This is a genomic window from Balneola sp. (genome assembly GCA_003712055.1).
Taxonomy (GTDB): Bacteria; Bacteroidota; Rhodothermia; order Balneolales; family Balneolaceae; genus RHLJ01.
This window is the reverse complement of sequence record RHLJ01000001.1, coordinates 605,302-628,383: the sequence shown is the minus strand read 5'-3', so window position 1 is coordinate 628,383 and position 23,082 is coordinate 605,302. Positions and strand designations below refer to the sequence as shown.

Here is a 23,082-nt window from a genome sequence, read left to right as displayed (position 1 = left end):
TTTAACCATTTATAGTATGTGGTACAGTTACGTTCCTTTAATTAAGAAAACCTTAATCTTTCAAGGAAACACTAGTCATACTCTATAGAAAGGACGATATCTGACTCATAAATACCACTAGCGATATCATTAACATAGATTGAGCCAAATACAAAGAGGAACATTTCTTTCCAGATCTCGGGTGAATTGGAACTAATAACGTCTCCGTATTCATTTATAGGGAGTAATCCTTTATTATTCTCTAATACTACTGCTTCCCTTGAAGATCGATTTCCTTTGTTGTTATAGGCAATTTGTAAATCAATGGGAATAACATGAGATATTGCGGGATTTATGTGAGTTAATTCATCTGGTAAGATTAACTCTATAAATACATTTTGTGTATAATATGCCCGTACACTGAAGAGCCCTGCATTAACATCGCTAATCCCAATAGATTGCTCTCCTGCATTAATATCAAAGCTACCAAAATCTAATTCTTGCTCAACTGTTGCGCTTAATTCTGGCTCAATGCGAATCTGAAGGTTAATGAATTGAGCAAATAATGACTCTGGCACAAGTCCAAGGAGGAATAATGCTACTGTAAAGAGAAGAATATTTTTTTTTGGCCTAGTCATATTGGACGGTTATCAAAATGTCCCCGGAATAATTCCCGGCGTCAACAGTTACTCCAAAAAAATCTAAATCACCGTAAATATACAAATAAGCGGTCTCATTAAATGCCGAGGGATTATATCCTTCATATACCGGAGTAGGAGGAGGGCCAGGAGGGGCATTTCCCCTGTACTTAATTGGAAATTGAGCACTGGCAGTTAATCCAATAGTAGTCATCAATATAGCCTGAGAAGTACTATTAGTACCTTTATTTGCGTAGGCTGCCCTAACTGTAAAAGGTATTCTACAGTTGGATGTACTGCAAGGAGCACCATCAAGTGTTAAATATTGTGGACCGGTAACATCTACAATTACATCCAGGTAACTTACTCCTTCAATCGAAAGTACCTTTGCGTTAAATAAATCAACTTCCTGATCTATACCCGTAATTACTAATCCAAAATCAAGATCAGAAGCAGGGGTAAGGTCAGTTAATGTCATAGTATACTGACTGCTATAACTTCCGAAATCAATTTCCTGCGCCGTAATAGAGGGTAGATTCATGGAGAGCAATATGAATAAAAGGAGATATGTATATCTCTTCAATAGCATAAGATATTAGATATAGTCGATCTCTATGGTAAAATCACCTTCATAATTACCTGGTTGTGCATTTGTAAGCACAACTATACCACCAACCCAAATGTGATACTCTCCATCCAGATTAAATTTTAACGTTTGATTTTCGTTTTCTATTACCTCAGAACTTGACTGATCTTCTATGTCGTTTCCTGATAATTCGTAAGTAAATATGAGGAAGCCAGGTCCTTCAATCCTGGAAAGTCTTCGCTCTTGTAAAAAATTAAGCCGGAATTCAGCCTCTGGAGTTCCAACTGCAATCATATATCCCGCATTCGCATCTACTACAGGATTCACATAAATCTCTTCTTGACCAGGCTGAGTATTACCAAAAGTCATGGATTTTACAGTAATTAGTTCAATGGATTGAGCTATTCTAGTAGAAATACCAATTGTACTTGAGAGGGTCTGAGTCTCTTGTGCTTTGGCTGAAGAAGCTTGTAGGAAGGTGAAGATAAATATGGTTAAAAGGAGAACCCTCATCAGCGCTAACTATAGTTTTAATAAAGATCATCTTCTCTCTCGAGATTAACCAATTAAGGTTTCTTAATTAACCAATTATAATAGCTGATGATGAAAATTACCAGGCGAATGCATTAAAATATAAAGCATCTAACGAGACTTCATTATATAATAACCTCACATTCCTCTCCATGACTTCGGTGTATTTCCTGTAATTAGCAGTCATCTCAAAATTATATGAAATAGTTTGATTTCTAAATCTGGCCGGAAAGTTAATAGTAACACTGTAAACACTATCTATGGGCTCACTATCAATAAGGTAATAGGGTCGGAGTGAATTTATAGGAGGTATATTCCCTACGATTTGAAGCTGATCTCTGCCTGGCACAAAAGTACTGTCCTCAAGCTGAGGTTTCATATTTACATTAAAAGTGACGGATTGTCTTGCCTCTGCCTGGTTTGAACTAAGTAGTATTAAACCAAAAAATAGAAATGCGATAGCTAATCTCATGCAAATTAATTTGAAGTGTCCGTAATTTCTTCTTTCCAGTATACAATGGAGAATACACTCTCTCTAGGAAAGGATGGTGGAATATTTCCCTTTAAACGACCATCATACTGATAGTTCTTCTGATATCCTGTTACCATTGTACTCCCTGAGAAAGTTCCTACTGGACCTCTGTTTTGTTGTATTAGTCCACCTAGTAGGTTCAGAGTTCCTCTAATTCCACCACTACTATAATTCTCGACATAGAAAGAATTATTAAGTGCCATAATAGACGCGTGTATGGTAACATCCTGAGTACCAGAAGCACTATGTGCGTTTTGATCTATAATTACATCACCCTCACTTACCAGACCAAGAAGATCGGTTGAGGAACTATCAACAACTGGGCTTGTATGGTAGAAGATATCTCCTACGATTTCAATTTCATCTTCTGAGTGAAGAGTAATTGCACCTTTAACGGTTCCTTCTACAGAAATCTTCCCTGATGTAGAAATCACCCCGTCAATAGTTGAAAGGTCTAGGGTTTCTTGTACCCAGGTGGTATTGTAGCATATTCTTGGACGACGATTGGTTCCACAAGTATAAGAGGTTACAACTGCTTTATTAATGTCTGCGTATCCAACTCCGCCACTTTCATAGAAGTCGATATCTATGTCTCCATCAAATGTTAATCCTCCTTCCGCTGCCGCTGCAGTCAATTTACTTAACTCATAAGAGGTGGGAGAGTCCTTTACGGGGGCATTGAAGTTTTCCCCACCGAAAAAATTTGGGTTGGTTGGATTAGTACTATGAGCTTGCCAATTATTTGGGCTGGTAATTAATCCATAAAAAGATGGGTTACCAGACATTTTAAATGTACCATTGGTATGAATAGGGCCATAAATATTGTCTGCACTCATAAACCAGATATTTCCACCAGTAGAGCTGAGTTCAGAATTAGTCATATAGGAGTATTTCGAGAACGAGTCTCTTTGCATAAGTACTTCGGTAGTGACTTCAATATTATCATAGGTGCTCGTGCTCATTAACAGTACTTTATATTCGTCCCAGCTACCTACGCTATTGGATGGTTTATCAGATGATGATTGAGTATAGCTTTTTAAACTTCCAGACATTTTATTCTGTAAAAGCTTCGACTGTAATACATCCAGTTCTAGTTCTTCAACTTGAGCCTCCTCAACGGATTGCCCTGCTAAGAGCTTGGTGACATTCGTTTTCAATAAATCATTATCTCTTGTTAACATGGCACCAGCATCCATTACTTCTGTAAGGGTTAAACTATCTGTCCAGTTATTATCAGCTTTCATATTCTCGATAGCATTATCGATGAGACTTTTTGCGATATTTTTTGCTACCTGTTCTTCATAGTATGCGTTGGTGATTTCGGGCAAGTCCTGCATTCTATCAGAGTTTTGAACATTAACTAACCCTGTAATAATTGTTAAACCGCCAACTAAGAATAACAAACTCTTTCCCATAATAACTCCTTTTTAATATGGTAAGTTTATGTTGTTAGGTACGAATATTCTCTTCCAAGTATTTCTTGGATAGAAGTCTTCACTGAAATTTCCAACTGTGTACGCTTCACCCGATTCAGTGATAATCTGTACTTCCACTTTTTTCACAGAAGTTTTATTTGTTGTAACAGTTCCATCGGCCGTATAATACTTTACTTTAAATAGCGTAACGGGAAATTGTATGGTTCCATAAGAGCTGTTCGATATTGGACCAACTCTTTTTAAGTAGTAGTCATTAGGATTAGATGTAGCAGTTACCGGTGCAGAGGTATCTAAGTACCATCGTATATTGGTTGCGCTATAACTATCGTCATCATAAACATCAGCCTGAAAAAGAATATCGTCAGAATTTATAGTTGTGAATGGAACTGCCAGCCCGGTGTTGTACCCAATCTTATTAAAATCGTTTGATAGTACTGTAACTACATTGTCAAGGTTTTGCTGACTAATAGTACTGAGTAGAAATTCCTGGGAACTAGTAACCAATTGTTGGTTGTAGGCGAATATGGAGAGCATGAAGATACCCCCAATAACAAACGTTGTAATTAATCCTACATTCATAACTGCACCTAATAGGAATAAGATTTCACATAATCTAAAGTAACAAAGATATCGGGATCCAATGATTCATTTAATACGCTTACGGTAACCTGAAATCTTTTTTGTGATCCGGTATCCTCAATAAGTTCTGATTCCGCATATACCACAAAATCGCTGCTATACTGATCAGTTGAGCCATAAGTATGAGTTTCTGTTACAGGGTACGTTGAGTACACATAGGAGCCACTGGTAGGATCTAAGTCAGTATCGTCATAAATCCATTGAACCTTATCAAGTTCGTCCTGTGCAACAGCTATTGACCGATATTCTAACTCCGTACGATATAATTCAGTACGAGTGGAATTGTAATTCCTAGCCGTATTCATGGCGAGAGTGGAAAAAATCATCATCGCCACAGTCAAGTATATTATTTCGGCATAACTTGCCATACCAACCCTTTGTGTAACATAATTCTAGGTGAAAATAGTAATCTTAAGTGAATACGCTAATTAAATTGCATTAATTAACTTAAAGTGAGTTTCTTCACTATTGATTACTGTCTAACACTTAATACTACTCAGAAAACTACATCCATACTCTAACGTTTTTGTAACATTCAGCTTCCAACTTTACTTACTTTATCTTTCCAATAAAGGATAGAGAAAATACTTTCCCTAGGAAATTCAGGAGGAATTTGGCTCCTTAGTCTATTGTCATATTGATAGTTTTTTGTGTATCCCGACACGATAGAAGTACCTGAAAAAGTACCAACAGCTCCCCGGTTTTTTTGAACAATTCCCCCAAGTAGGTTCAGTTTACCTCTTGAACTACCAGTCCAGTAGCTCTCAACATAAAAAGAGGTATTTAAAGCCATTATAGTTGCATGAATATCTAAATCCTGAGTACCGGATGCAGTATGTGCATCCCGGTCGATGCGAACGCTACCTTCGCTTACCAAGCCTAGAAGGTCTGTTGAAGTAGAATCAACTATTGGGTTTGTTGAATAAGTGATATCTCCGTCAATTTCTATCAGCGTTTCAGAATGAAGCGTAACCGAACCTTTTACTACTCCTTTAACATCAATTCTCCCGGAAGTAGAGATAATGCCGTTCGTATCGCTTAATTTATGACTATCCCAGCTGCTCCAACTCCCACTCGAATACTCGCGGATATTTACATATCCCTCATTACTGTACTCATAGAAATCTACTTCAATTTGGTTGGAGTAGGTAATACCTCCGGAACTTGCTGCAGAGGTCAATTTTGATAATTCATAGCTATCCGGAGGGCTTTTGTAAGGAGCAAAGAAGTTTGATCCTCCATTAAAAACGGGGCTTGTTGGATTCGTAGGATGGCCATCCCACATATTCGGGCTGGTAGTTAACCCATTAAATGTAGGTGAACCGGACATCTTATAAGTTCCGTTTGTGTGAATTGGGCCCCATAATTCATCTTTATCCCAGAACCATATATTTGAACCGGAAGAGCTAAGCTCAGATTCTGTTAAATAAGAGTATTTCGAATAGGAATCCTGACGCATTAATACCTCAGTTGTCACCTCGTAAGTAACCCCGTCTTTTTCGAAACGGCCTATGCTATTCAGAAGAATTTTGTATTGATCCCAGGAAGTAACACTATGATCGGCTGGATAAGAATCACTATTAATAGTATAAGAAGTTAGTGTTCCTGAACCGAAGTAATTGGAATCTGAAGAAATACTTCCTGCCCAGTCTGTATTTTTTTTCATGAGCTCTATTGCATTATCAATTAGGCTTTTTGATACATTTCGAGCCTGGACTTCATTATAATATTCCGCATTTTTTTCAGGTAGTATTTTATTCCTTTGATCACTTCTGGTTTGAATAATCCCAGTTAGAACTACAATACCTGATAACAAAAGTAATATTCCTTTTCCCATAACAACTCCGAATTAATAGGGTAGGTTAATATTGTTGGGTACAAACGTCCTTTTCCATACAGTGCGTTGATACAAATCTGTTCCGTCTGAAGATTTACTGTAGGGTTCAGGGGATTCGATAATAATTTCTACAGAAATCTTCTTTACAGTAGCAGTATTTGTGGTTACAGCATCATTAGCTGTTTTATAAACAACACTAAAGTGAGCAACAGGGAATCGAGTCTCCCCATATGTGCTTCCAGTAATAGGCCCTGTTCTTTTTAGATAAAAATCATTGGGGTTTTTAGTAGTAGTAACCTGGGCAGCTTTATCAAATTCCCATCTGATATTGGTTACCCCATAAGAATCTCCATCAAAAGCATCAGCTTCAAAAATAATATCATCTGCTTCGATTTTAACGAATGGATCGGAAGTCCCGGTACCAAAGCCAATTCTGTTAAAATCATTGTTTACAAGTTCAATGATTTCATTGAGTTTGATTTGGGTGGATACCGAAACAGTATTCTCTGCACTTTGACTTAATACTCTTCCATTAAATGCTAAGATGGAGATCATCAATATCCCCCCAATTGCAAAACTTGTAACGATTCCAATATTCATATCAAGCTATTTTGCATAGGTTTTGATATAATTTAAAGTCACAGAAATATCAGGGGATACCTGGTTGTTGGTTACTATAACTGTTACTCTATAGCGTTTTTGAAGCATTGAATCTTCTATTAGTTCAGAAGAGGCCTCAATTGAGAAATTTTCCGAATACTGTTGACTAGAGCCATATAATAGGGTCTCTGTTTTTGGGTAATTTGAATAGATGTAGGACGGGCTTGCAGAATTTAGCTGAGCCTGATCATAAATCCATTGCACTTTATCGATTTCATCTTGAGCTACGGCAATTGCTCTAAACTCAATATCAGATTTATATCTGTTTTGAGATGTCGTTTGGTAATTTCGTGCTGTATTTACGGCAAGAGAAGAGAAAACTACTAGGGCAGCACTTAAAAAAATAATATCGGAGTAACTACTCATTATAACCTCCACTTTTACAATAAGAGGTAAAACCCAGAAAAGTATTACATTTTTTCTTGCTACTGGGTGGTCAAAACTGTAGTAATTATTTACTTAATAAGAGTAAAGCGTTTTGTAAGTGTTCGTTCATCAGTTACGAGTCGGTAGAAATAGACGCCACTGGAAAGATCTCTTGAATTGAAGGTTACTTCATAACGTCCGGCACTTCTCTCGCCATTAATTAATGTTTGAACTTTTCTTCCTAAAATATCATAGATGGTGAGCTCAACATTGGAAGTCTCATTTAGTCCAAATGGAATGGTAGTAGATGGATTAAATGGATTTGGGTAGTTTTGATCCAGGAAAATACTTCTTGGGATATTCGCTTCTATCTCTTCTGTTGTAATCATTAAGGTGTATCGAGTAGCTAATGACTCCAGGAACACCAAATCGGGACTACTTAATGGGTTACCAACTTTTGCCTTTCCTCTGGTTGTATGGAATATTCTTTGCTCTTCATTAGTAACAAGATTTACCTCATTTCCTGTTTCTTTATCGATAAGTAACACAAGCCAGTCATCTGGGAGGTTGTCTGCATTAATAAATCGAAGTAAATACTCACCGGAAATAGGTTCTCCATCTATATAGCCTCGAATTACTAATGGAATAACAATTCGATTATCCCTTAAAGTAGGAAGGTGATTGATTGCCAAAGAAGCACCATCGTCTAAGAGAGTGTGAAGGTCTAATCGATTATCAGTTAAAGGCAAGAGGGTGAATCCATCAAGCAGATCTTTACCCATGCGGCCTTCATCCGTGAATAATAGACTTGTTTTCTTTTGAAGGCCATCGATGTTTAGTTCGAGTTCAAACATTGGGTTTTCTTCAGGCGATTTGATTTCCTTTCTAAGAAAAGAGCCACCTGTAGTTTTAGCATCGGTTGTAACCCTTAAATCTGGTGAAGCATCATTAGCTTTCACCCAAAATCCCTGGAAAGGTGCAATTAATCCACTTCCTAAGGTTCCAGTGCTTCCATTCCAGGTTAAGTATTCACCATCCCCACCGTTTGCTGCTGGATCCCATACATAAATGGTACCATCCACATTGGTTTTGGTCCAATTTGGAGAATCATCCCAGTCGATGGTTGCTCCGAATGGATTACCAACCAGGTTCCATCCAGAATCAGCAGTGGTGGTATAGGTAATTCCGAAGTCGACCTCCCCTGATAATCCAAATTCCTGCCCTGAAACATCCATAGTATCAGGCAGAGGGTCGTTATACCTGGAATCTGCCGCCACATCTCCAAAGAAGAAGACAAATATGCCTTGTCCTGCAGTTAGTGATTCAGCAGAACTAGTTGGTGCACGGAAGCGTTGATTGTCGGTAGCTCCATTTCCACTATCATCATAGCTTTCCACGTAGTAAATAACATTAGACTGCACAGTATCTCCTGGACTGGAACTGATATCATAAAACGCTCCTGAGTACCCTTGAGTCAATACTCCATCCAGCAAATCTCCGAAGGTAGAAGAAACAGGAGATGATAACATACGCCATCCAATATCTCCGGTAATAGTACGCTGAAATCTGAGAGATCCTGATCCATACGAAATACCTTCTGCTATCAGGTTAGTCCCGCTTGGGAGGAATAATTCACCACTTTCCAGTTTTAGCGAATCTGAAATAACCAGGTTTTCCTCTACAGAAACCCCGGATGCATTGTCAATCACTAGATTTGTATAGCTATGCGGGTCAGTAATACTTTGAGCAACAGAGCCATTAAGGATAACCGTACCAACATTAATTGTTGTAACATTTAGTACATCTCCACCAACAGTCAGGCTATCGGCATTAGTCCCTAAAATGCTTCCTCCTGAAAGATCTCCTGTGATTGTAAAATTGATACCTCCGGAAATAGTTAAAGAAGCTCCGGTTTCCATGGTTACAGAAGCCACAGTAGAACCTGCTTCATCAATTACTGGCTGCTCATTTCCTACATCCGGGCTGGCAGGTATGAATACAACTGAAGAAGCACCTGGTTGGGTACCTACATTCCAGTTCGCTACATCTTCCCAATTAGAAGCATCACTAGCCGAACCTAACTGACTATCCCAAATATGACTAAATAATGCGTACTCTACATCGGCGTCGTCTGTAATCGTAGCTGCATTTACAGTACCAGTAATATTATCAGTGCCTTCGGTAGTAGATGAAGTTAAGGTTGCAGTATATGTACCATCTCCAACATCAGTAACAGAGCCAAGTGATCCTAGCGCAGTAGGAGTGATTGACAGGGCAACAACATCACCTCCTGTTGTTAGATCATTACCATAAACATCTTTCAAAGCTACGGTGATAGTAGAAGTAGTAATTCCATCATTGAGTATTACAGTAGGGGATGCTGTTATCGTTGAAGTTACTTCAGAAGCTGCACCAGCACTTACAGTGAATGTATTACTTGTCCCTGTTTCGGAACCGGAAGAGTTTGTAGCAGTGATATCACATGTCCCGACACTAGTAAGGCTAACAGTGGTAGACTCCAGTACACCATTGGTAAAACTTCCTGTTGTTCCCTGGCCAGTACCCATTGTACAGCTGGAAGAAATGACTACAGTACCATTGAAAGTAGTAATTGTAGTCGATGTACCATCTACCGCTGTAATAATTATGTTAAAAGTTTGACCGGCTGTTTTAGAGCTAATACTTCCTGATGGAACACGCTCTACTGTAAAGCCTGTTAAGGTACCAGCGTTAACAATTTCAAAGGTAGAGCTGGTATCCGGGCTTAATCCTGAACTAGTAGCAACTAATTCTTTTGTACCGATGTCATCTACAGATAGGGTATCGAATTCAGCAATACCAAGAGCATTAGTTTGTATAGGGGTTGTTTGAGAGAGATTTCCGGTACTACCTGAAGCAAGAGCCAGAGAAATATCAACTCCGGACTGCTCTATGCTATTCCCATATTGATCTACTAATTGAACACGTACGGCAGGGGTGATGATACTGTCTACATTTGTAGCTGTAGGCTGTTGTACAAAGATGAGGCTATCATTAGCTCCGGCAACCATGGTAATGGTACCATAATTGGTGGTTCCTCCTTGCCCGGTTGTACCCGTGTTGGTGATATTTCCAGTATTGGGAATGGTTCCTGAAGTAGGTCGAATCTCCAATCCTGTAAATTCAAGCTGTCCGGGGTTAGTGGTTGATGCAGCGTCAATATCGAATTGAAGGGTAGTGCTTGAACTGCTACCGGCGTTATAAGAAGCCATTAACTCTGTAGAACCACCAAAAGCTGGAGATTCGGTTACCCCTATAGTTGCGCTTGTATTCCATTCATAGCCAGAGGGTGTGTTTAAAATAAAGGTTCCGCTAGCTGTGAATTCTCCAATAAACCCTTCCTGGACAAATGGTCCAGATAAAGCAGTATAGGTTGTATTTGCATCATCCGCCGATATAGTTTCACCCCCGGTTGCAGGGGTTATTTTTCGAATAGCCTGGTCATATTTATCCGCCAGATAATCTTCTATACTTTCTCTCTCAGTTTGAGTGATGCTTCTGCTGTAATAAATAAATTCTGCAATTTCTCCATCCCAACTGAGATCTGAGTTCTGTGGGTCGTCTTTACCGCCTTTTCCTAAAATTGCAGTAGTTGCTGCAGTGATTGTTCCGGATGGAGGGGGGTCGGCTGCAGAACTTGGATTATTAAGAATTCCGTCAACATATAGATCATATGTAATACCGCTTTCCCACTGCAAGCTTATAATTTGAGCATCTGTGGTTTGTATGTCAGAGAAACTTTCTAATTGATTATCAGCACCGTTTGCAAGTATTCCCGTTTTGACAATATTGCTAAAAGCACCATTTCCATTTGCACCAGATGCATCATAGCGTATAGTCAGAGTCTTATCATCATTGGCTGGTGTTTCTGCAATAAATAGTCCTCTATCGGTATTCGTAACATCTGATTGATAGACAATGAAAAGGCTAAATTCGGAGGCGTTATCTATATAATTCACGTCCCCATCTGAGTCCAGAAAATGATCCCCGTTTCCTGCAAATTGAACAGAAGGTTGACTATTTAGTCCGGAAGAGCTTGCTATATAAGTAGGAGCAGTACCAGTACCTGCTGTTCCAACGTAATCATTTCCATTGCCGCTTTGATCTGCCCACGTAGTGACTGCTACTCCGTCCCCTTCGGAAATTCCAGCATCCGCACGCAGCCATACCTCAAGATTTGGAATACTTTCAACTGGGCTTACATCAATGGTCCTTTTTAGAGAATCACTTTTTAAAGAACCATCGCTCACAATAAAACTTACTACACGTTGAGTACCGGAAGGAATAGTGGCGAAGTTTTTATAATGAACAGATCGTAATGCAGATTCATAATCACTAAGAAGGTTGTTACCAATAAGTTTGAGTCTTCCTGTGCCAGTATCATAAGTACCTGTTATTCCGAAGATGGTCGAATAAATGAGCGAATCTTCAGCAGGTTTAAGGTTCTCGGATATTACTACAATTGCACTATCCAGGAAGGTGTCATCAGGGTCAGAAACAACAATTGTATTTGTGATTTGAACAGCTTCGCTAGGATAAGACAGGTTATCAGACTCAATCGAAGAAAGGATAGGAGCTGAATTAGCTGCTACTACTGTGATGTCTCTGGTCTCTGTATTACTATCATTATCTCCATCATTAACCACAAAGGAGATGGTACGAGTAAGTTCAACCGGATCGGAACTGGTGTTTTCATAAGTCACTGCTTGCAATGCAGCCTGGTAATTGGCTTTCGTGTCTGTACCCGAAAGGGTGAGTATTCCTGTCCCTGACGCGAAGCTTCCGGTAATATTTCCTGTATCGGTGAAATCCAGGAAGTCTTCTCCAAGGGTATAATTTGCAGTAATGGAAATAGTAGCGCTTTCCATATCTGTATCATCAAAATCAGAAAGGGCGATGGCACTTGTAATCGCAACTGCTCCATCTCCTTCATTGTAGGAGAGAGCATCAGCTTCGATGTCTGCAAGAATTGGGGTAGAAGCAATATCAATTACATTAATATTTCTGCTTTGAGTATTACTTACATCATCCCAATCATAGATTTCGAATTCAATAGTTCGGGTACTTACCGTAGGGTTTGTGGAAGAGTTTCTATAAAAAACTGAGCGAAGCGCAGTTTGGTAGTTAGCTTTGGTATCACTTCCGCTTAAGGTGAGTACCCCAGAGACTCCGTCATATGATCCTGTTATATTTCCAGTATCCACAAAGATTAAAGAATCTGTACCCGTAACAAAATTTGCGGTAACAGAGACTTTCGCACTGTCCATATTTTCATGTGGATCACCATCAGTTACCGCAATTGTGCTTGTAATTACAGTGTCAGGATCACCTTCTGTGAAATCAATATTGGTACCTTCAATGGCTCCCAAAATAGGTGCGGTATTACCCCAACGATCATTGAAATAAGTATTAAGACTAGCTATTTGTCCTCCACTTAGTACTGTATTCCATGAGGCAATTTCCCCGATTTGTCCGGTAAAGAACCCATTTTCATTAGAAAGGGTAACCGGGTTTTTTGTATTGTCACTATTTCCTCCTAGTCCTAAAGGACTCCCGTTGGCAGGCATAGGGCCAGCATCGGTAAAAGAACTAAATGCGCTTTCATTTACTTGGGCTGTCCAGAGATTTGAGTCATGATATGCTAAAAGGGTATAAGATGAATTGGTTTGAACAGCGCCTAGATTTATCGATTTATGACGAATAGGGTTAGTACTTCCCCAATTATCATCGTTACGGCTATAAGCTTGGGCATAAAGTACCCCATCTTCTAAAGTAAAATTATATCCTTGTGTACCGTTGCTCTGTTCAAAGATTACCTGGAAGCCAGTGATATCACTTCCAGTCCTAAAAACCAGGGCAAATGATTTTTGACTGAAAATACTATTGTTGATTAATACATCACTTGCTCTTGTGAGTAAGGTCGAAGTGCCTCCATCATACATTACCGAGCCACGTTCTCCAAAACCATCGGTATCAAATACAGGAGCAGTACCAGCATCGAAATCAAAATTGTTAGTTGTATTTAAATCCGTCCAGGTAGAAATAGTAGCTCCATCCGCAGTATTGGCTATTCCATCGCCATCTACATCCTGGGCATCTAAGTGAAAAACATTGTCGGAAATATCTGTAGTTAAATCAGAAAGAGTAATAATGACATCAAGATCCCTTGTAGCAGTATTTGTAGGGCTGTTTCCATCATAAGCGGTAATAGAAATAGTTCTGGTTAGTTGACCGGGAGAAACCAGATTATCATTGCTATATGTGATGCTTCGTATTGCGGATTTATAATCGGTTGTATCTGCAGTTCCAGTAAGTAATAGCTTACCTGTTGAAGGAGTATAAGTGCCTGTTATCACACCATCCGTGAAATTAAGATTGTCATCAACTCCGTCCAGGTTCGCTGTTATTTGAACTATGGCACTGTCAAAAGTAGATACAGTCGGGTGATCTCCGATGAGAAGCGTGTTGGTAATAAACACATCGGAACCTCCTGCAGTATAAAACTGCGTGTCGGTTTCGATATTACTTAAACCTGGTATATCATCAAGTTCTTCAATAAATGCACCCGGACTAAGTTGGTTGTTGTATTCAGTGGCAATCCAATCAGCAGAACGGGCTATATCAGATATTCGAACTTCATCCATAATACCATCTGCTGCATCTCCGCTCCTTGAAATTTGCAGATCATCATTATTAGTAGCAAAAGCAGTGATATTTGCATCAGTTCTAATTGAGGTGCCATCCTGATAAATAATTCGTCCAGTTGAAGTTTGTACATAGTTAAAATAATACCAGGTTGAGGCAGTCACGTTAAAAGCGGCGGCAGCATTAAGATTATTTCCACCATTTTTTCTAAACTGCATCCGTGGCCCACCTCTAAAAGCTGCTTCATAAGAGGCGTTTGTCCCTTTTGTAACTAAATCGGGAGCTCCTCCATCACCATTTACTGTTGACTCAGGGTTATACCAGAATGAAATGGTGATTTCCCCGGTAATATCCAGTGAAGGATCATCAGCTACAGTTATAAAGTCACTATCCTGGTATTCGAAATCCCTGCCATTCCCTATAAAACCTGTAGCTGATACAGTACCATTATTAGTTCCATCATTTGAATTGGAAGTTGCATCAGTTACATCATCCATATGCATAACTAACTGGTAGTTTGAATCCCAGGTAGAGGTCGAGCTTTGATCGGTAGTTATAGTGGCATCTCCATAATAGATAAAGAATTGGGTATCTGTAGCAGGGCTTAGAGTGGGGAACCTTACCCAGAATATAATTTCTCCGGTACCTGAATTATAAGACTCTAGTTCAAAATCCAGTTCTGTTGTACCATCGTCTGCGGTAAAAGCGATATCAAAACCATTAATATTATCTGTCCCGGTACCTGGCGTAGCATTATAGGCGAATTCGGGATCTGTAATACTAATTAAGACTGGAAAATCAACGAGGTCTGAAGACCCGCTTACGCTATCACTTTCAACAATATACTTTTTTCGATTAGCGAAAGAACCTAACTGTGCTTGTGCAATTTCACTTAATCCAAATAAAAATAATAGGATAAAACCGATATGTGAACTTCTCGGAATACACATGTATTCATTTGTCTACCACGAGTTTAATGAGCCAATGAGCTTAGATAATATAGCCTAAGAGACTAATATTATATAGCCAATTAATCCATTCTAATATCGGGTAGAAAAGATTAAGTTATTTTATCAAAGTGAATTTCTTGACCAACACCTTATTAGAGGTAATTAGCCTATAAAAATAGACACCGCTGGCTAACTCTCTTGAGTTAAATTGTATTTCATATCTACCAGCAATTCTAGGTCCATCAACAAGGGTTTTTATTTTTCTTCCAAGGATATCATACACTACTAACTCTACATTACTGTCTTCATTTAGCCCAAATGGAATGGTGGTAGAAGGGTTAAAAGGGTTTGGATAGTTTTGAGACAGGAATACTTCTTCTGGTACATCTCTTTCGATTAGTTCCGTACTCACTTTAAGAGTAAAACGGGTACTTTGAGTACTTGATTTAGCTCTGATGCTAAAGTTTGGAGAAGATGGATTTGCTTTAGGAGCTACTTTCGCTCTTGTTGAGTGGAAGAAGGTATATGATTGCTCTTCTGCCATATTAATTTCTTCGCCTGTTTCATTATCGATTAGAGTAAGAATCCAATCCTCAGGTACACCTCTTAATTGATCCCATAGAATTGTAAGTTCCTCCGAAGTAGGAACACCATCTTCAAAAGCTGCTATATGCATCGGAATAAATAACCGTGAATTGAAATCAATCGGTAGGCTATTGATTGCCAATTGAGAACCATCTCCGAGTAATGTATGAAACTCGATGAAAGAGCTCGTAAGTGGAGACAGGGTATAGGCATCCAGAATATCTTTGCTTCTCAAACCTTGATCTGAAAACATAAGGTTCGTTCTTTTTTGGCGCCCGCTAGCTGAAGTAACAGCTAAATCAAGGATAGGAACAGGTATATTATTTCCTTTGGAGAGAGTGTCGATTGCAGCACCTTTAGGAAGCTCTTTCTTGAGGAAACTACCTCCAATGGTTTTAGCTGATTTATTTACTTTTAATTCCGGACTGGCACTATTTGCTTTAACCCAGAAACCCTGAAAAGGAGGAATAAGTCCACCATTTGGGAGGGTACCTGTAGTTCCATTCCAGGTTAGATACTCTCCATCTCCTCCGTTTGCAGATGGGTCCCATATATAAATAGTCGATTCTATATTTGTTTTCGTCCAGTTAGCCTCATCGTCCCAATCAATAGTGGCTAGGAAAGGATTACCAACTAGATTCCATCCTGAATCGGCGGTTGTGGTATAGGTTACACCAAAGTCTACCTCAGTGCCATCACCATCAAACTCTTGTCCGCTTACATCCAATGTATCCGGTAACGGATCATTATATCGAGAATCGGCAGCAATATCCCCAAATAGAAATACAAACATACCCTGTCCCTGGGTTACTTTCTGTGAAGAGCTGGTTGGTGCCCGGAAGCGTTGGTTATCGGTAGCTCCGTTTCCGCTATTGTCATAGCTTTCTAAATAGTAAAGGACATTTGGTTGAAGCGTATCTCCAGGGCTGGAATTAATGTCGTAAAAAGCTCCATCATATCCCTGAGTTAAAACTCCATCCAGGAATTCACCAAAGGTGGTATCAATAGGAGAGGAGATGAGCCTCCATCCAATATCTCCAAACATGCGTTGCTGCATTCTCAGTTCACCATTCCCATATTGCTTTTCATTGGCAATTAAAGTGGTTCCTGATGGAAGAAATAGGGTGCCGTTTGTAAGCTTCAAGGTGTCAGAAACACTTAAATCTGTGGTGAAGTCAGCACCATTAATGTTATCCAATTCAAGATTAACATAGTCGTTTGGTGTGGTGACATCCTGATTGATAGTTCCATTTAGTTTTACGAACCCAACAGACATATCTGAAATAGCTAAGTTTCCTGCTATTGTTACCGAGTCTGTATTACTACCTAATACCTCACCATCTCCGGAAAGCTCTCCATTTATAATAAGCTCAATTCCACCAGAAACGGTAACCGATGCACTAGCTTCCACCGAAAGCTGAGCAATTGTTGTATTTGTTGTACTAACCACAGGCTGTTCGTTACCTACTGCAGGTACCGCGGGAACTAATACTTTATCACCAGAAACCGGAACAGAACCTGAGCTCCAATTTGTAGCTAAATCCCAATTTCGGGCATCTGCTACCGAACCCACAGAAGACTGCCAGAGATTATTGAACTCAGCAAATTCTACTTCTGCATCATCAGTTATGGCTACTGCATTCAATGTACCCGAGATGGTTGCTATACCCGCTACTACAGAAGAAGTTAGTGTTGCAGTATAGGTTCCGTCTGAATTGTCAGTAACAGAAGTTAATACCCCATCCGTCGCGCTTAAAAGAATGGTTTCTCCTCCGGAAGTAATGTCATTTCCTTCCGAGTCTTTTGTTTGAATGGTGATAGTTGAAGTTGAAAAGCCATCATTCAGAATAACGGTAGGACTTGCTGAAATGGTAGTTGTAGCTTCAGAAGGGGCTCCAGGGGTAACGTCAAAAGTGTTACTCGTTCCGCTTTCGGAACCGGAAGTATTGGTAGCTGTTATAGAACATGTTCCCAAACTAGAAATTGAAACAGTTGCTGAAGACAATACACCACCCACAAAACTGTCTGTTGTTCCTTGTCCTGTGCCCATTGTACAATCCGAAGACAGGCTTACCGTACCAGTAAAAGTGTCCACAGTATCCTGGATACCATCAACGGCGACAACCGTGATGTTAAAATTTTGTCCGGCAAGCTTATCTGAAATGTTGCCTGAAGGTACTCGCTCAACTATGAATTGGGTAAGCTGACCAAGTACCACTACATCAAATTGATTACTTGTTGTATCAGTCAGACCGGTACTTGAAGCAGTAAGTGTATAAGTTCCAACTGCATCAATATTGATATCATCAAATTCAGCTATTCCAAATACATTGGTCTGCTCGGTGGTTGTACCTCCTAGGTCTCCTGATCCGGAAACTATATTTCGTGCGATATCAATATTTACCCGGCTTTCTTCAACGGAGTTTCCAAACTGATCAATCAATTGTACCCGAACAGCGGGAGAAATAGCTGAACTTACATTAGAAGCAGAAGGTTGCTCAGCAAATTCCATCTCAATTTGAGTTCCAGCTACCATAGTTAATGTACCATAGCTGGTGGATCCACCAAGCCCGGTAGTTCCTGTATTGGTAATATTCCCGGTATTTGGAAGAGTACCGGTGGTAGGTCGTACTTCGAAATTAGAAAAGGTAATTTCACCAGGGTTAGATGCCGATTCCGCTGATATCGTAAAAGTGATTTCGGTACTCGTTACTATTGGTGCCGAAATAGCCAATTCCGTTGAACCCCCAAAAGCAGGTAGTACACTTGCGCTTGGGCTTCCACTTGCGTTCCATTCAAACCCGGTAGGTGCAGTAAATACAAAAGTTCCACCATTTGTAAATTCCCCTTCAAAACTCTCCTGAACTCGAGGCCCTGTAAGTGTTGTGTAGGCTGGAGAAGGAGCAATGCTCGCATCATCAGCAGAGATGGCGTCACCTCCAGTTGCAGCTGTAAGCGAACGAATGTCAATTCCGTACTTGATAGATAAATAGTCTTCTACCGACTCTTGGTCTTCGATGGAAATATCCTCTCCATAAAGAATGACTTCTGCAATTAAACCATTCCAGCTGTCCGCCAAATCCTGAGTTCCCTGACCAATTATGGCTGTAGTAACATTAGCTAAAGCACCGGTAGGTACATTTTGAAAAAAGGAAGGGTTGCTTAATACACCATCGATATATAATTCATAATTCTCTTCAGAAGTCCATTTTAACATTACGATTTGACCAGTAGTAGTTTGAGCGTCTTCGAAACTCTCTTGCACAAAGGCTACATCTAAATCACGCATTCCTGTTGTGATCACATCATCGGCTAATCCATTGTCTCCTTCGCTATCATACCGAATACTAAATACTGAATCTGTTGCAAAAGCATTTGGTTCATAGGTAGTCCAAAAACCACGGTCAGTATTTACCAAATAAGATTGTATTACGAAAAAGATGGTAAGCTCATTTAAGCCATTTAAGTAGTTCCCTGCGTCTGTATCTTCAAGTCTAAAGCCTGTAGACCCGGGAAATTCGATAGCATTTTGATCATTTAATGCGCTTATTGATTCTCTAAAAGTAGGTTCATTTCCGCTATTGGTAGCAGTGAAATCGCGACCATTATCGCTTTGGTCTTCCCATCTTCCAACATCCGTTCCTTCACTACTTTGAGTAGACCCTGCGGTAGTAGTAAAAGTCCCTTCATCTCCTTTAAGCCATAGTAAAAGATTATTTACTGATTTAGGAATACTGAAAGAAATATTCCTAGTCGGGATATTACTATCCAACTCTCCGTCATTTGCTGTGATTGAAACGGTTCGTTGGATATCAGACGGAGTAGTAGTGGTATTTTGATATAGAACCGTTCGTATTGCGGATTGGAAGTCTGCTTTAGAAGCAGGTCCTCTGAGTGTTAATGCTCCCGTGTCATCCGTCCATGATGGAGTAATTCCAAAAAGTGGCTGGAAGGTCAGTGTATCCTCAGCACTATTATAATTGGCAGTAATCTGAAAGGTTACCGAATCGATATCGGTATCATCAGGATCGGTAAGGGTGATGGTCTCCGAAATAATACTTGAATCACCAACCTGGTAGAATATACTGGAGCTTTCAATACTGGCAAGGGTAGGGGCGGTATTTGAACTGGCAACAGAGATATCACGTGTCGTACCTGTAGCACTGCTATCTATTCCATCAAACACTCTTACTTCAATGGTTCGGTTTAGTCCTGTAACCGGATCGGAGCTTACATTTTCATAAGTAACGTTTCGAAGGGCTGTTTGATAATTGGCTAGAGTAGCAGATCCAGTGAGTGTAAGTACTCCACTCATAGCATCAAAGGAACCGGTAATTCCTAGTGCATTTGAGTAGGCAAGTTCATCTTCACCAAGAAAATAGTTATTGGTGAAGGCTACAGTTGCTCCTTCCAGATTAGTATCATCGGTATCTGAAACGGTGATGAGATCTGTTATCGAAGTTGGCCCATCATTTTCAGTAAAAGCAAGTACGCCCGCTTCTAAGTTAGCAAGCGTGGGAAGATCATTATTTGGGGCTATATCAATTTCTCTGGTTACTTCTGCACTTGAATCATCCCAGTCATAGACAATAAAGCTGATTTGTCTTGTGGTAGTAGAAGGGGTTGTTGTTTCTGTATTTTCGTAAGTAACATTTCTCAACGCGGTCTGATAGTCCGAAACCGTTGTAGTTCCTGTAAGAGTTAGTACCCCTGAGCCAGAATCGTAAGTCCCTGATATTCCAAGTGCGGTAACGTAATCCAGGACATCTTCGCTACTTTCAAACCCTGAGGTAATAGAAACCTTAGCACTGTCCAGAGTTGTATTGTCTGTGTCGGTAATGGTGAGGGCAGAGGTAATGTTCACTGTTCCCTCACCTTCGTTATAGCTGAGATTTGAGACTTCAATGTCAGCAAGAACAGGAGCTACATTAAACCATTTTTCACTTAGGTATGCATAAATGTTGGTGAAGTCAGACGTTACAAGACTGTCATTCCAGGAAATAAATTCACCCACAAATCCATCAAAATTACTTGTAGTACCTCCAGGGTTTGAAAAACTGGTTGGATCTCTGGTACCATCCTCTTCCCCAATATTTGGATCACCTCCGTGATTTGCCATATCGGTTGCACCATCCAATTCCTGAATAGTTCCACCATTTAAAGAAGCTCTCCAGTAACTGGTTGCATCTGAACCTGTTGAACCATGACTTGCAATCATGATGTACGAAGTATTAGGCTCTACTGTGCCGAGATTTATAGATTTGTTTTGGTCGCCCCAAGCATTACTGTATGCATAGGCATAAGCGGCACTATCTTTGACAGTTAAATTATATCCCCGACTACTCCCGCCTTGTTCATATATAGTGTGTAAGCCAGCAATATTATTGGTAGTTCGAAATACTAAAGCGAATGATTTTTCAGTAAACGTTCCACTATTGATGGTAGGCGCAGTACTGGGCTCACTTAGCGGATAATGGTCACCTGCATTACCCGAATTATAATCAAAAAATATTCCACCTCTTTCACCGAAATAACTTGCATCAAGAGTAGGTTCATCGCCACCTGGAGCGGTAGTAGTAATATTTCCTGTTATATCTGTCCAGCTTGCAAGGGTTCCATCAGCAGGTTGACCGGTCCCACTGTCACCATTGCCATCGGCATCTTGGGCGTCAAAATGGAATACTACATCTGTTTTATAGTTTGTGAAGTCCGCAATTGAAGTAGGGTACTCGATATCACGACTAAGGGTATTACTATCATCGGTCCCGTCATTTACCCTAAAGCTGATGGTTCTATTACTCATTGTTGGAGAGCCCGATTCATTTTCGTAGGTAATTGATCGCAATGCAGTTTCATATACCGCTAAGGTTGCACTCCCTGACAGAGTTAATTTACCTGTACTCTCATTCCAGCTGCCTGTAATTCCATTTTGATCTATAAACCTGAGGGTGTCTTCACTGGATATATAACCAAATGTAAATTCAACAACGGCGCTATCTAAATTTGCATTGTCGGAATCCGAAACTTCGATCGTTGAAGTAATTGTTCGCTCTCCGCTACTTGCAAAGTAGACAAGGTTCGAAGACTCAATATTTGCAAGAACAGGGTCAATATTAACTTTAACGACGGTAATATCACGAGTTTCAGTGTTACTATCGTCGATTCCATCATTCACCGTAAAGCTTACCGTTCTTGTAGCAGTGGTTGGGTCCGGGTTTGTATTCTCGTAAGTAATACTTTGCAAGGCCGTCTGATAATTCGCTACAGATGAAGTACCTGTGAGCGTCAAAATCCCTGTAACTGAAGAGTAACTACCGCTAATTCCATTTTGATCAACAAACCCTAATTCATCCTGAGTATCAACAAAATTACCAGTGATTTGAATCGAAGCACTCTGCAGATTAGTATCATTTCCATCTGTTAGAGTAATAGCAGAAGTAATAATAGTTGGGGAATCTCCGGAGTTGTAAGTCAGGTTTGTACCTTCAATATCAGAGGCAATCGGTTCTGCATTAATTTCAGTAATAAAAGTACCAGGTGAGTTCTTATTGTTGTATTCAGTCGCAACCCAAGCACTATCTCTTGTTATATTAGAAAGCCGGAATTCGTCCATAATTCCTTCATAGTCGAAGCTTGCTGTGGAAAGAAATAAGTCATCATCATTTACCTCAAAAGAAGCTGCATTATTATCACTAGCTATTTCCGCTCCATTTAAATAGATAACTCGATCACCGTTAGATGCTCTGGTAGCTACGATATAGTTCCACGAACCATTACTGATTGCATTTGTAGTAGCGGACAATGCTGAGTTATTGATTTGAAAGCGCAATAAACCGGAACCATTTACCCAAATTGCATATCCATCTAAGTAACTACCTTTCGATATAATATCAGGACCGTCATCGACATTTGAAATATTAATCCATACAGAAATAGTAATGTTCCCACTAATATCAAGAGGTGAAACACCGTTATCGGAAATCGTGATAAGGTCACCAGTTCCTGGATCATTAAAAAGTCTTCCTCCAGAGATTTGGCCATCCGTTGGTTCAGTAGCATTATCAGAAATATCACTGGAAGAGATGTTTCCGGATGCATCTGTAAAGTTAATTCCCCCTGCCGCAGCTTCATTAAGATGCATCACCAATTTGTAATTTGAATCCCAAACATTGGTGCTTGATTGGTCGGAAGCAATACTGTTATTACCGAAATAGATATAAAACTCAGTGTCAACTAATGCTGCGAGGGTAGGGAAGCGGACCCAAAAGGTTATTTCTCCGGTTGCGGCGTTGTATTCTTCAAGCTGATGACTGAGAATGGTAGATCCATTGGCTGCCGTAAAAATGATGTCATAGCCATTCGTATTTTCAACAAATCCTCCATTCCCTGTAGTTCTTAAATCGTTATTGGTAACATTAACGAGTACTGGGAAATTGGAAATATCGGATGTATCTGCAACCTGGGAAGCATTTACTTGGAATTTCAAGCGATTGGAGTATCCAGAAACCTGTCCCAGGGCTATATCAGTGAACGATAAAGCAAATAAGAATAAAACAATTCTACCTACCCTTGGCAGTCGTATTTTGTCTACACCAGTCAAATTGTAATCTCAATTTCAGAACTTCTAAAACAAAAGATAGCTAATGCTAAGGCTCATAA

The 23,082-nt window shown here is 39.8% G+C and carries 12 protein-coding genes; all 12 read right to left on the bottom strand.

Going from position 1 to position 23,082, the window contains the following annotated elements; all coding sequences use genetic code 11:
* Positions 1 to 71: 71 nt before the first annotated feature.
* Positions 72 to 617, bottom strand: coding sequence for a hypothetical protein (locus ED557_02805; GenBank protein ID RNC85720.1), 546 nt, complete (start codon positions 615 to 617; stop codon positions 72 to 74).
* Entirely contained in the window at positions 610 to 1,158 is a 549-nt protein-coding gene (locus ED557_02800; GenBank protein RNC85719.1) for a hypothetical protein, read from the bottom strand. Before ED557_02800 ends, ED557_02805 begins: the two co-directional genes overlap by 8 nt.
* 54 nt (positions 1,159 to 1,212) lie before the next feature.
* Entirely contained in the window at positions 1,213 to 1,716 is a 504-nt protein-coding gene (locus ED557_02795; protein ID RNC85718.1) for a hypothetical protein, read from the bottom strand.
* Between the two features lie 97 nt (positions 1,717 to 1,813).
* Entirely contained in the window at positions 1,814 to 2,206 is a 393-nt protein-coding gene (locus ED557_02790; GenBank protein RNC85717.1) for a hypothetical protein, read from the bottom strand.
* 5 nt (positions 2,207 to 2,211) lie between these two features.
* On the bottom strand, positions 2,212 to 3,681 hold the full coding sequence (locus tag ED557_02785) for a DUF4900 domain-containing protein (protein RNC85716.1): 1,470 nt from the start codon (positions 3,679 to 3,681) through the stop codon (positions 2,212 to 2,214).
* Positions 3,682 to 3,693: 12 nt separating this feature from the next.
* Complete coding sequence (locus tag ED557_02780; protein ID RNC85715.1) at positions 3,694 to 4,281, bottom strand: hypothetical protein; 588 nt, start codon at positions 4,279 to 4,281, stop codon at positions 3,694 to 3,696.
* 8 nt (positions 4,282 to 4,289) lie between these two features.
* A complete protein-coding gene (locus ED557_02775; protein RNC85714.1) occupies positions 4,290 to 4,667 on the bottom strand; it encodes a hypothetical protein in 378 nt (125 codons plus the stop codon).
* 209 nt (positions 4,668 to 4,876) lie between these two features.
* Positions 4,877 to 6,178 (bottom strand): DUF4900 domain-containing protein, encoded by a 1,302-nt coding sequence (locus ED557_02770; GenBank protein ID RNC85713.1) that lies wholly within the window; start codon positions 6,176 to 6,178, stop codon positions 4,877 to 4,879.
* Positions 6,179 to 6,190: 12 nt separating this feature from the next.
* Positions 6,191 to 6,778 (bottom strand): hypothetical protein, encoded by a 588-nt coding sequence (locus ED557_02765; GenBank protein RNC85712.1) that lies wholly within the window; start codon positions 6,776 to 6,778, stop codon positions 6,191 to 6,193.
* Positions 6,779 to 6,784: 6 nt separating this feature from the next.
* On the bottom strand, positions 6,785 to 7,204 hold the full coding sequence (locus ED557_02760; protein ID RNC85711.1) for a hypothetical protein: 420 nt from the start codon (positions 7,202 to 7,204) through the stop codon (positions 6,785 to 6,787).
* Positions 7,205 to 7,293: 89 nt separating this feature from the next.
* Positions 7,294 to 14,838, bottom strand: coding sequence for a DUF2341 domain-containing protein (locus ED557_02755; protein RNC85710.1), 7,545 nt, complete (start codon positions 14,836 to 14,838; stop codon positions 7,294 to 7,296).
* 115 nt (positions 14,839 to 14,953) lie between these two features.
* Entirely contained in the window at positions 14,954 to 23,023 is an 8,070-nt protein-coding gene (locus ED557_02750; GenBank protein ID RNC85709.1) for a DUF2341 domain-containing protein, read from the bottom strand.
* Positions 23,024 to 23,082: the final 59 nt, after the last annotated feature.